Origin of the sequence: Prevotella sp. E13-17 (assembly GCF_022024035.1) — a bacterium.
Lineage (GTDB): Bacteria > Bacteroidota > Bacteroidia > Bacteroidales > Bacteroidaceae > Prevotella.
In genome coordinates this window covers 1,073,637-1,086,230 of the sequence record NZ_CP091787.1, presented here as the reverse complement: position 1 = coordinate 1,086,230, position 12,594 = coordinate 1,073,637, and the positions used below count along the sequence as shown (strand labels likewise).

The window sequence follows — 12,594 nt, the reverse complement described above, 5'->3', positions numbered from 1 at the left end:
ATTATGGCTTTAAAGATTGTTGTACTGGCCAAACAAGTGCCAGACACCCGAAATGTGGGTAAGGATGCAATGACCGCAGAAGGCACCGTAAACCGTGCAGCCTTGCCCGCCATCTTCAATCCAGAAGATTTAAATGCCCTGGAGCAAGCTCTTCGTCTGAAAGAGCAGAATCCTGGCTCAACAGTAGGAATCCTCACCATGGGTCCTCCACGCGCTGGCGAGATTATCCGTCAGGGACTTTATCGCGGCGCTGACACCGGTTGGCTGTTGACCGACCGTCTGTTTGCTGGAGCTGACACCCTTGCTACATCATATGCACTGGCTACCGCTATTAAGAAGATTGGCGATGTTGACATTGTCATTGGTGGTCGCCAAGCTATCGACGGTGATACCGCTCAGGTAGGCCCTCAGGTGGCTCAGAAACTGGGTCTCAATCAGGTGACATACGCCGAGGAGGTTCTCTCTGTCAAGGATGGCAAGGCTACTATCAAGCGTGTCATCGACGGTGGTGTAGAGACCGTAGAGGCTCCACTGCCTGTAGTGATTACCGTGAATGGTAGTGCAGCTCCCTGTCGCCCACAGAACGCTAAACTGGTGATGAAATACAAGCGCGCTACCTGTCCTATGGAGCGCCCTGCCGAGGGTACACCATACGACTATCTGTATGAGCAGCGCCCCGAATTGAACCTCAACCAGTGGAGCGTAGCTGATGTGGATGGCGACGTGAACCAGTGTGGTCTGAGTGGTTCGCCCACCAAGGTGAAGGCCATCAAGAACATTGTGTTCCAGGCTAAGGAGTCGAAGACTTTGACGGCTTCTGATGCTGACATCGAGGGAATGATCAAAGAATTGTTGGACGAGAAAATCATTGGATAAATTAAGAATTAAGAATGAAGAATGAAGAATTTGCTGCCGCCCAACAAAACGGGCAAACAGGTAATGCAGGTTCAACAAAAGGACAGAACGTCAGAAGAGCGGTAGCCGCTCGGCATCCCGTAGGGTGACGCTTGCTACCAGCGGGACGCAAGAAATTCTTCATTCTCCATTCTTCATTCTTCATTCAAAAGTTATGAACAACGTATTTGTATATTGCGAAATAGAAGGTACTCAGGTACAGGAAGTATCTCAGGAGCTGCTGACCAAGGGTCGCAAACTCGCCAATGAACTGAACGTAGAGCTCCATGCCATTGTTGCCGGTACAGGCATCAAGGGTAAGGTTGAGGATCAGATTCTGCCTTACGGTGTTGACAAGCTGTTTGTTTTCGACGCTAAGGACCTGTTCCCTTACACCTCTGCACCCCACACCGATATCCTCGTGAACCTCTTCAAGGAGGAGCAACCACAGATCTGTCTGATGGGTGCTACCGTTATCGGTCGCGACCTCGGTCCACGTGTATCGTCTTCACTGACCTCTGGTCTGACTGCCGACTGCACCGAACTGGAGATTGGTCCTTTTGAGGATAAGAAGAATAATAAGGTATATGAGAATCTGCTTTATCAGATTCGTCCTGCTTTCGGTGGTAACATCGTGGCTACCATCGTGAACCCCGACCACCGTCCTCAGATGGCTACGGTGCGCTCAGGCGTCATGCAGAAAGCTCTCTACGAGGGTAAGGCTAAGGGGGAGGTTGTTTACCCAGAGGTAAGCAAGTATGTGAGCCCCGAGGCTTTCGTAGTGAAAGTGCTTGACCACCACGTGGAGGCTGCCAAGCACAACCTGAAGGGTGCTCCTATCGTTGTTGCCGGTGGTTATGGCGTAGGCTCTAAGGAGAACTTCGACATGCTGTTCGAGCTGGCCAAGGTGCTTCATGGTGAAGTAGGTGGTAGCCGTGCTGCTGTTGATGCCGGCTGGTTGGACCACGACCGTCAGATTGGTCAAACGGGTGTGACCGTTCACCCCAAAGTGTATATCGCCTGCGGTATCTCTGGACAGATTCAGCACATCGCTGGTATGCAGGATTCTGGTATCATCATCTCTGTGAACAGCGACCCCGATGCACCTATCAACCGCATCGCCGACTACGTCATCAACGGCACCGTCGAAGAGGTTGTACCCAAACTTATTAAGTATTATAAGCAGAACAGTAAGTAAGAAGCCTCACCCCCAGCCCCTCTCCCAGAGAGAGGGGAGTAAATAGTATCTGTGCGATGGGCTATCACTATGAAACTGCGGCTCCTGATAGGTATGAACTGCTGAAAGATTTCGCAAAGAAGAATCGCGGGGAAATGACTGAAAGCGAGCGAGTATTGTGGGAAGCACTAAGGAAACTTAACTGTGGCTATCACTTCAGAAGGCAACACCCTATAGGTGATTACATTGCAGATTTCATATGCATCAAGAAGATGTTAGTGATTGAAGTTGATGGTGGTTACCACAACGAGCCGAGACAGCTGCAGGACGACCTGAACCGCACAGAATTCTTGGAGAGTAAAGGATTTACTGTTATCCGTTTCAAAAACGAAGAAATAGGCAACGACCTGAAAACGGTCATTATAAGAATTAAAGAATTATTGTTTAACGAATAAAAATGAAACTCCCGACCCTTCACCCTTTCAAGGGAAAAAACATTTTACTCCCCTCTCCTTGGGAGAGGGGTCGGGGGTGAGGCTTTAATTATGGCAAACTATTATAGCGATCATCCTGAGATCGGGTTCTACTTGAACCACCCCCTGATGGCTCGTATCGTTGAGCTGAAAGAAAAGGGTTTCGCTGATGCGAAAGAATATGACTATGCCCCCGTTGACCTGGGCGATGCCATCGAGAACTACAAGCAGATTCTCGACATCACCGGCGACGTGGCTGCAAACATCATTGAGCCTAACTCTGAGAGCGTTGACCTGGAAGGTCCGCACCTCGAGAACGGTCGTATGATCTATGCCTCTAAGACTTATGAGAACCTCGACGCCACCCGCAAGGCCGGTCTGTGGGGTGTAAGCATGCCTCGCCGTTACGGCGGTCTGAACCTGCCTAATGCTGTGTTCTCTATGCTCTCTGAGATGATTTCGGCTGCTGATGCTGGTTTCCAGAACATCTGGAGCTTGCAGAGCTGTATCGACACTCTGTATGAGTTCGGCAGCGAGGAGCAGCGCCAGAAGTATATCCCCCGCGTTTGCGCTGGTGAGGGTATGAGTATGGACCTGACTGAGCCTGATGCTGGTTCTGACCTGCAGCGCGTGATGCTGAAGGCGACCTTCGACGAGAAGGAGAACTGCTGGCGACTGAACGGTGTGAAGCGTTTCATCACCAATGGTGATAGCGACATCCACCTCGTGCTGGCTCGTTCTGAGGAAGGCACCAAGGACGGACGTGGTCTGTCAATGTTCATCTACGACAAGCGCCAAGGCGGTGTTGACGTTCGTCACATCGAGCACAAGCTGGGTATCCACGGTTCACCTACCTGTGAGCTGACTTATAAGAACGCTAAGGCAGAGCTTTGCGGTAGCACTCGTCTCGGTCTGATCAAGTATGTGATGGCTCTGATGAACGGTGCCCGTCTGGGTATCGCCGCACAGAGCGTAGGTGTAGAGCAGGAGGCTTACAACGAGGGACTGGCTTACGCCAAGGAGCGTCAGCAGTTTGGTGACAAGATTATCAACTTCCCCGCTGTCTATGACATGCTCTCTCGCATGAAGGCCAAGCTCGATGCCGGTCGTGCATTGCTCTATGAGACAGCCGCTTATGTAGATATCTACAAGTGTCTTGAGGATATCGAGCGCGACCGCAAACTTACGCCCGAGGAGAAGCAGGAGTTGAAGAAATATCAGCGTTTGGCTGACGCTTTCACGCCACTGGCCAAGGGTATGAACTCTGAGTATGCCAACCAGAACGCATATGATGCCATCAGCATCCACGGTGGTTCTGGTTTCATCATGGAATACAAGAGCCAGCGCTTGTTCCGCGATGCACGCATCTTCTCTATCTACGAGGGTACCACTCAGTTGCAGGTTGTAGCTGCTATCCGTTACATCACTAACGGCACCATGCTGAACAACATCAAGGAGATGCTGGCAGGTCTTGAGGTGAGCGACAGTCTGAAGAACCTGAAGGCTCGCGTAGAAAAGCTCGTTCCTGTTTACGAGGAGGCTCTGAACACTGTGAAAGCTCTCGACAATCAGGATGCTCACGACTTCTTGGCTCGCCGTCTGTACGACATGACTGCCGAGATCGTGATGAGTCTGCTCATCCTCCGCGATGCCACCAAGGCACCAGAGCTTTTCGAGAAGAGTGCCAACGTATATGTTCGCATGACCGAGGAAGATGTTTGCGGTAAGGCTGCATACATCAAGAACTTCCAGGTAGAAGACCTCGACAATTTCCGTGCTGTAGAGAAAGAGGCCGAGTAACGACAGCAGCTTATCCGAATCACGCGGATAAACCATCAATACACCAAGAGGAGCATGCCCAATTTGAGCATGCTCCTCTTTCATATTACAGGTTGTTGCCTATTCTTGTCTATTCATAAAGAAAAAGTGAAAGTCGAGCGTCTTTCATCTTTCGCCCTTCACTCCATGCTAAAACACCTTTGGCTCAGTAATCTCTTGACCGCGACAGAAGCGATGTAGGATTTGACGATCGTCGCCAACATAGATGAAACGCTCGAGGCGATGCTGTAGCGAATATTCGTCTGGATACAACACACCATCGTCGATGACCAGGGCATCGAACTCATAGCCTGGTTCAAAACTACCCACTTTGCCAAAGAATGAGCCTGCCGACTTGGTGGCTATCCAGAACACTTCGGGCAGTGTGAGGAAAGCCTTGCTGTGATCCTGTTGGTAGTGCATCTTGCTGACCTGGATGGCATAGACCAACATGCGGAACATGTTGAGATCGTGTCCGCCACTAATATCGCTACCCAAGCCAATGCGAAGTCCCTCGTCGAGCAACGAACGAATAGGGGCCAGTCCTGAAGAAAGGTTGAAATTGGACGTTGGACAGTGGGCCACCATCACCTTATTCCGCTTCATCAGTTCCAACTCTTTGCCATGCGTCCACACACAATGTGCCATGATGGTAGGCGTCTGTCCGAAGAGACCATAGCGGTTGTAGGCATCACCATAGCTCTCACTATCGGGTTCCAGTTCCTGCACCCACTCTATCTCAGAAGTATTCTCGGACAGATGCGACTGCACAGGCAGCTGATACTTCTCGGCCAGTTTGCCACAAGCGCGAAGCAACTCGGGCGTACATGAGGGCACAAAGCGTGGTGTGATGATGGGGCGGACAAGGGATGAGAGGTGAGAGAATTCCCTGATGAGCTGCTCAGTGCCTTTGATATAGGCATCGACATCCTCAGAGAGATTGTCGGGACAGTTGCGGTTCATTGCCACCTTACCGACCATAGCGCCCATGCCAGCCTCTTGATAGAGTCGCATCAGGCAGCGAGTACTATCGGTATGAACGGTTCCAAAGACCACACTGCGCATGGTACCGAAAAGCCACTGGGTGTGGAGGAAGCGTCGATACATACGTTCGGCATACGCCACATCAGCATATTTTGCCTCTTCGGGGAAGGTATAGTTCTGCAACCACGGCAACAGTTCCAAGTCCATTGCAACGCCTTGATTGTGAACTTGCGGTGCATGGACATGCATGTCGTTCATGGCTGGTATCAGCAAGCGATTACCAAAGTCCACGATTTCAGCATCAGCAGCATCCAATTCCGACAGGTTGGAAGCCACACCTTTCACAATGCCGTCTTCGACAGCAATATATCCGTTTTCAAAGACCTCGAAGTGATCTTTTTCCTTCGTAAAGAGAATATGTGCCTTATATACTTTTTTCATAGCAGAATGATGAGATGATTCATTGGTTCTCGATTGCAAAGATACGAAAAAAAAGGAATAAGAACATGGATAGTCGAAAAAAAGTAGTAACTTTGCAACCTACACAACCAATCTTATTACAAACTACAATGACAAGGAAACTACTTTCTACAATGACGGTCTTGATGCTGGGTCTCACGGCTTCGGCTCAAGGTTTCGACAATCTGCCCGACCCTATCGAAGACGTTAACAAGGTGGTGGACAACACCCCCGACTCTATTGCCAAGGCTCTCATGTCGCGCCCAGCGCCCGGAAGCAGCCGCAAAGGCAATCACCCCGTGCTGTATCTCATCGGCAATTCTACGATGCGCAACGGCACAAAAGGCAATGGTTCTAACGGACAATGGGGCTGGGGCTATTTTGCCAACAAATACTTTGACGAATCAAAGATCACGGTAGAGAACCAGGCTTTGGGCGGCATGTCAACACGTACGTTCTATACAGACCTGTGGCCCGCCGTCCGCGATGCGCTGAAACCAGGCGACTGGGTCATCGTATCGATTGGTCACAACGACAATGGCGAGTTCTTTGACCAAAAGCGCGCACGCGCTGTGATACCCGGTGTTGACCCCGACACGCTCTATGTCGGTTTCAATCAGCGCACACAAAAAACGGATACGGTTTATTCCTACGGTGCCTATCTGCATCGCTACATCTCGGAAATCAGAGCTAAAGGTGCCAACCCTATCCTGATGTCGCTGACACCGCGCGACGCTTACGATGACAAAGGCAAAATCGTTCGTAAGCCACACTCCATGTGGGCTGCCTACATGGCTGCGGTTGAAGGTGTGCCATACGTTGACTTGAACGAGCGAAGCGGCCAAAAACTGGACAGCTATAGTCACTGGAAAGAACAGTATCACTTCTTGGGCGACAAGATACACACGTCTAAATTTGGTGCCGAGATGAACGCACGCTCGGCAGCCGAGGGACTTTGGGAGAGCCAGAACCCACAATTAAAGCCACTGCAAGCCATGATGAAGAACGTAGAACCCGAGGTCTATCGTGTGGATCGCAGCAGCGGCAAGCCCGCAGTCTTCTTCACAGGCGACTCGACCGTGAAGAATGCCGACAAGGAAGAAGACGGCATGTGGGGATGGGCAGCGCAGGCAAGCACCGTGTTTGACGAGTCAAAGATCACCCTTGTCAACGCTGCACGTGCCGGTCGATCCACCCGTTCGTTCATACGCGAAGGACTGTGGGACAAGGTTTACAACTCGCTGCAGCCCGGTGACTTTGTGACCATCCAGTTTGGTCACAACGACATCTGCCCCATCACCGATGCCAAAGCACGCGGTGTGATACCCGGCACCAAAGATACACTGCACGTCTATCATCTGGACAACGATACCTATGAGGTGGTTTATTCGTTTGGCTGGTATCTGAAAAAGATGATCGACGACGTACGCGAAAAGGGCGCCACCCCCATCCTCGTATCGCTGACGCCACGCAATGAGTGGCCAGGCGGAAAGGTGGAGCGCCGCGATGACTCCTATGGCAGGTGGTATCGCGAGGTGGTAGCAGAGACAGGCGTAGAGTTTGTAGATATGCATAACATCTCGGCCGACTTCCTCGACAAGAAGTTCGCCGTGAAGAAGTTGCCTGCCGACAAAGCTAAAGCTCAGGCCAAGATGGCTCAGATCAAAGAGAAGGCTGGCGCCAAATACTTCAAGAAGGATCACACACATGCCTCGAAACTAGGTGCACAGATGAACGCCCAGTCGATGGCCAAGGGACTTCGCGCCAACGCTTCGGAGTTGGCCAAATATCTAAAGAAAAAGTAAGGTGACGGCAAACTGTCAGTTCCTGAAGGAGAAACAACTCGTTTCGTAACGCCAAACCATGGGTTTCGCTACGGGGAAGTGAAGGGCTGACGGTGACACGCCAAACGCTTGATACCGAGTGGGGAAAAAACAAAGAATACTTTTGGTTTTTTCCCCACTTATTATTATCTTTGCAGCATGATTGACAGAGCGACTGTTGAGAAGATTGTTGACGCAGCAAGAATCGTTGATGTGGTTGGAGAGTTCGTAACGCTGAAGAAGAGCGGTGTGAACTATAAAGGCCTTTGCCCGTTCCACGACGACCGCAACCCATCGTTCATGGTGTCGCCATCGAAAAATATCTGTCACTGTTTCGTGTGTGGCAAGGGTGGCACACCCGCCAACTTCTTGATGGAGCACGAACAAATCACCTACCCCGAAGCCCTGCGCTGGCTGGCCAAGAAGTACAACATCGAAATCGTTGAAAAAGAACTGACCGACGAAGAGCGACAGGAACAGAATGACCGTGAATCGATGTTCATCGTCAACGAATGGGCCAAAGACTACTTCCACAACATTCTTTTGAACGACCCCGACGGACTGGCCATAGGCAAACAGTACTTCCGCAGCCGTGGCATCCGCGATGATATCATTGAGAAATTCCAACTAGGCTACTCGCCACAAAAGCGCGACGCCCTCTTTCTGGCAGCCAAAGAGAAAGGCTACAAGCAGGAGTTTCTCGTAAAAACCGGCTTATGTATTGAGAACGAGCGTGGTGCCTACGATCGCTATAGCGGACGTGCCATCTTTCCCTGGTTCAACATCAGCGGCAAAGTGGTGGCCTTTGGTGGCCGTGTGCTGGACTCACGCACCAAGGGTGTGGCGCAGAAATATGTCAACTCGCCCGATTCCGACATCTATCACAAGGAGCGAGAGCTCTATGGTCTCTACCAAGCCAAGCGCGCCATTGTGAAGGAAGACATGGTTTTCATGGTGGAAGGCTATACCGATGTCATCGCCATGCACCAAGCTGGCATTGAGAACGTGGTGGCCAACAGCGGCACTGCACTCTCTACCCACCAGATTCACATGCTGCACCGCTTCACCAACAACATTACATTGCTCTACGATGGTGACGAGGCTGGCATCCACGCTGCCATGCGTGGTACCGACATGCTGCTGGCACAAGGCATGAACATACGCGTGCTGCTATTGCCCGATGGCGACGACCCCGACTCGTTTGCCCGCAAACACTCCACCGAAGAACTGAAGAAATACATCAACGAGAACCAGACAGACTTTATCACCTTCAAGAGCCGCCTGACCATCGAGAACGTGTCGGACCCCATCAAACGCTCTGAAGCTATTGGTGGCATACTGAAAAGCATCTCGGTGATTCCCGACAACATTCTGCGCAATGAGTACACCACCAACCTGTCTCACCGCCTAAACATCAAGGAGGAGACGCTCATTGCCGAGATGAACAAATGCATCAGCAAGAATGTGGAGGAGAAAAAAAAGGAGCAGGTGCGGGAAGAACAAAAAGCAGAGCAAAGTTCCAACGAGGAACTGCAGCCTCTCACCCTGCATACTGCCGCAGAACAATCCACCCAGGTGGAACTGATGCTGGTAAGAGAGATTGTGCGTCACGGCAATGACATTATTTATAAAGATGTGGCGACGGAAGACGGACAGACCATATCGCTCACTGTCGCACAGTATATTCAGTACGACCTTGGTCAGGATGGCATCACCTTTGTGTCACCTCTCCACAACAAAATCTTGGAGGAAGCTGTGGCACAATGCGAGAATCCCAACTTCAAATCGGAGATTTACTTCTGCAGTCATCCCGACATGCAAATCAGTAAGCTGGCCACCCAGCTTGCCATCGACCGACATCAGCTGGGCGGCCGTTTCTCTATCGAGGATGACGAACAGAACCTGCGGCAACGCGTGCTGCACCTCATCATGGACTATCGCATGAACATCATAGAGAACAAGTTGAAGGAAATCAATCAACAACTGAATCAGGTGAACGGCAATATGGAGCGAACCATGGAACTACTCAAGGAGCATGTGAAGATAAAAGAGTTGCGCGACGCACTGGCCAAGAACCTGGGCAGCGACCTGATCATGAAATAACCGTCAGAAACACAAGCAGCCTATGTCCATCTACAGTATTATCATCCTCCTATACCAGACCATCATCATTATCACCATTCTCCATGTGTTGATGGACAATCGCCAGCCATCCAAAACAATGGCATGGGCATTGGTGATATACTTCATCCCGCTGGCTGGATTGCTGGCCTACTTCATCTTCGGCGTCAACACCCGTAAGGAGCGAATGGCCAGCCGCCACACCATGGACCAACTCACCAAACGCAGCATGATAGAGTTTGTTGAGCAAGAACACCTGCAGTTGCCTGAGTCTGAGACACCACTCATCAACCTGTTCGTAAACCAAAGTTTCTCGCTGCCTTTTAATCACAACAAAATAGACATTCTGACCGATGGCTATGCCTTCTTTCTGTCCTTGCTGCACGACATTGCCGCAGCCAAAGACCACATTCACATTGATGTCTATATATTCGAAGACGATGCATTAGGCCGTCTGCTCACCGATGCCTTGATAGACAAGGCCAGACAAGGGGTGAAGGTGAGAATATTATATGACGATGTGGGATGCTGGAGCGTGAAGACCAGCTTCTTCGAGCGACTCCGAATGGAAGGTATCGAGGCCGAAGCATTCATGCCTGTGAAGATTCCCTCGTTTGCCAACAAAGTGAACTACCGCAACCACCGCAAAATATTCGTTGTCGATGGTAGGGTTGGATACATCGGGGGCATGAACATTGCCTTGCGCTATGTGAAAGGACGCAAGCACCGACCTTGGCGAGACACCATGCTGCGCATCGAGGGCAACGGTGTCTATTCGCTGCAACGCACATTCCTCATCGACTGGTATTTCGTGGACAGAACTGTGCTGACTGACCGACGCTACTACCCTGAGGTCAACAAGGGCTTGTCTGTGGACTGCATCGTACAGACGGTGACCAGCGAACCACTGGCAGCTTACCCCGAGATCATGCAGGGCTACATGCACATCATCTCGTCTGCACGCAAATATCTCTATATAGAAACACCCTACTTCCTGCCCCCGGATGCCATTCTCTTTGCACTGAAAACGGCAGCAGCAGCTGGTGTTGACGTGAGGCTGATGACACCAAGACACAGCGACGGGCGACTGGTTGAATGGGGAAGCCGCTCCTTCTTGAAGGATATGGTTGACGCTGGTGTCAAGGTTTTACTCTATGAAAAGGGGTTTCTGCACTCGAAGTTTATGGTGTGCGACGACCGCATAGCCACCTGCGGTTCAACAAACGTAGATTTCCGCAGTCTGGAAAATAACTTCGAGGCTAATATGTTTGTATATAATAAGGAGGTGGCTCATCGCATGAAACAAGTGTTTCTGGAAGACGAGAGACTGACCACCGAACTGCGAACACTTCCCAAGCGCATGCGCCCCAGTTTCCTGGCACGCTTAGGAGAATCTATCGGCAGACTTATTTCACCGTTGCTCTGAACAGCGAGAAATTCACACTTCCATAACTTCGGTGCTCAACAAAATGAGGATGACTCGAGAAATCGTAGTCTTTACCGTGCTCCAAGACAAAAACACCCTCCGACTTCAAGATGCCTTTCTCAAAGACCAAGTCGGGGATTGAAGCCAGTTCCTTGAGGGCATAGGGAGGATCGGCAAAGATAAAATCAAACTGCTGATGACATGATTTCAGGAAACGGAACACATCGCCACGCAGAGGAATGCATGCGTCAGTTCCCAATTTCTTCAGGCAATCGGTGATGAATCGATGATGGTCACGATCCATCTCAACACTGACCACTTGACTGCAACCGCGCGAGATGAGCTCTAATGTGATGCTGCCAGTTCCCGAAAAGAGATCCAAAGCCACAGCATCATCAAAGTCCACATACTGGACCAACACATTAAAGATATTCTCCTTGGCAAAATCGGTCGTCGGACGAGCCTTAAATGTGCGTGGTATCTCAAAGTGGCGACCCTTGTACTTACCTGTTATTATCCTCATCTAAATAAACATTCTTTACGTACTTCTTCAGTTCAACAACCAACTTGTCGGCCTCGGGCACATTGCCACACAAGTGCAACTCGTCGGTTTCGGAAGCCAACTGGAGCTGTTTCCACACATACAACAGGAAATAGAGCGAGCCGTTCTGATGAGAAGCATCAAACACATTGCAGAATTTAAACCGATTCTGCTGAAAGCTAAAAACATCCAATCTCTTCTCATGGAAATAGCCATACAACTTGTGACGAGGTCCTGTATAGCTGCGCTGGTGAAGCTGTCGCCACACGGGCAACATGGCGACCAACAACGTTACGTCGCTGAAATGATCGTCAATGACCAAGCGAAGGTCACGGTTCATCGAGAACACTGCCACGGCATTTAGGTCGGGAAGCACATTGAAGTAAACGAGTTCCTGAGTTCTGGAAGGAAATGCCTGATAGAACATGTCATCCTTAGTAGCTTCTTCAAACAACTCAATGGGCACCATCAGCACATCGGTGTCTATCAGCACACGCACCTTATCCTGACTCTCGGCCAACAATTCTGACGATTTAAAGGCCTCACGCAGATTGGCTGCCATCGACACACCGCTCTTCACAATGAAGGGTTCATTGACAACGCTATCGTCTTCAAGATGTTTTGAAAACGAAAGTGTATTGCGTCCAATGCGCATGGTAATGACATGCTTGCTGTTTTTATTCTCTACCATGTTCCGTCAGATGTTGTCTTTTATCCACAGACTGCTGTTCGTTTACGATACTCATCACACACAAGCCTAACAAAACGGCTACCATGAGTAGCAAAACAAGGTTGATAAGCTTATCTGATTTAAACATTCTGCTTTCTATTTTAGTGCAAAGGTACAAAATAATGGCCAAAATTAAAAGGATTCTGGC

The 12,594-nt window shown here is 50.3% G+C and carries 10 protein-coding genes; 7 read left to right on the top strand and 3 right to left on the bottom strand.

Going from position 1 to position 12,594, the window contains the following annotated elements:
- Nucleotides 1-3: 3 nt before the first annotated feature.
- The 4 genes from L6472_RS03930 to L6472_RS03915 all read left to right on the top strand — a co-directional run bounded on the left by L6472_RS03930 (nucleotide 4) and on the right by L6472_RS03915 (nucleotide 4,344).
- Nucleotides 4-876: an electron transfer flavoprotein subunit beta/FixA family protein gene (locus L6472_RS03930; RefSeq protein WP_237807308.1), complete on the top strand. Its 873-nt coding sequence runs from the start codon at nucleotides 4-6 to the stop codon at nucleotides 874-876.
- Nucleotides 877-1,069: 193 nt separating this feature from the next.
- Nucleotides 1,070-2,092 carry an electron transfer flavoprotein subunit alpha/FixB family protein gene (locus L6472_RS03925; protein ID WP_237807307.1) on the top strand — a complete coding sequence of 341 codons (1,023 nt, stop codon included), beginning with the start codon at nucleotides 1,070-1,072 and terminating at the stop codon, nucleotides 2,090-2,092.
- A gap of 56 nt (nucleotides 2,093-2,148) precedes the next feature.
- On the top strand, nucleotides 2,149-2,526 hold the full coding sequence (locus L6472_RS03920) for an endonuclease domain-containing protein (RefSeq protein ID WP_237807306.1): 378 nt from the start codon (nucleotides 2,149-2,151) through the stop codon (nucleotides 2,524-2,526).
- 90 nt (nucleotides 2,527-2,616) lie between these two features.
- The gene (locus tag L6472_RS03915; protein WP_237807305.1) at nucleotides 2,617-4,344 is read left to right on the top strand and encodes an acyl-CoA dehydrogenase family protein; all 1,728 of its coding nucleotides are present in this window, start codon (nucleotides 2,617-2,619) and stop codon (nucleotides 4,342-4,344) included.
- Nucleotides 4,345-4,512: 168 nt separating this feature from the next.
- Here L6472_RS03915 and L6472_RS03910 read toward each other — a convergent pair whose 3' ends face one another.
- Complete coding sequence (locus tag L6472_RS03910; RefSeq protein WP_237807304.1) at nucleotides 4,513-5,787, bottom strand: amidohydrolase family protein; 1,275 nt, start codon at nucleotides 5,785-5,787, stop codon at nucleotides 4,513-4,515.
- A gap of 128 nt (nucleotides 5,788-5,915) precedes the next feature.
- Between L6472_RS03910 and L6472_RS03905 the strand changes: the two genes are divergently transcribed.
- The 3 genes from L6472_RS03905 (at nucleotide 5,916) to cls (ending at nucleotide 11,175) form a co-directional block, all read left to right on the top strand.
- Nucleotides 5,916-7,610, top strand: coding sequence for a GDSL-type esterase/lipase family protein (locus tag L6472_RS03905; protein WP_237807303.1), 1,695 nt, complete (start codon nucleotides 5,916-5,918; stop codon nucleotides 7,608-7,610).
- Between the two features lie 177 nt (nucleotides 7,611-7,787).
- On the top strand, nucleotides 7,788-9,731 hold the full coding sequence (dnaG, locus tag L6472_RS03900) for a DNA primase (RefSeq protein ID WP_237807301.1): 1,944 nt from the start codon (nucleotides 7,788-7,790) through the stop codon (nucleotides 9,729-9,731).
- A 22-nt stretch (nucleotides 9,732-9,753) separates the two neighbouring features.
- Entirely contained in the window at nucleotides 9,754-11,175 is a 1,422-nt protein-coding gene (gene cls / locus L6472_RS03895) for a cardiolipin synthase (RefSeq protein WP_237807299.1), read from the top strand.
- Here cls and L6472_RS03890 read toward each other — a convergent pair.
- Together L6472_RS03890 and L6472_RS03885 are read right to left on the bottom strand one after the other, a co-directional pair.
- On the bottom strand, nucleotides 11,156-11,698 hold the full coding sequence (locus L6472_RS03890; RefSeq protein WP_237807297.1) for an RsmD family RNA methyltransferase: 543 nt from the start codon (nucleotides 11,696-11,698) through the stop codon (nucleotides 11,156-11,158). The two genes, cls and L6472_RS03890, sit on opposite strands and share 20 nt — an antisense overlap.
- Complete coding sequence (locus tag L6472_RS03885; RefSeq protein WP_237807295.1) at nucleotides 11,679-12,407, bottom strand: DUF3822 family protein; 729 nt, start codon at nucleotides 12,405-12,407, stop codon at nucleotides 11,679-11,681. Before L6472_RS03885 ends, L6472_RS03890 begins: the two co-directional genes overlap by 20 nt.
- Between the last annotated feature and the right edge of the window lie 187 nt (nucleotides 12,408-12,594).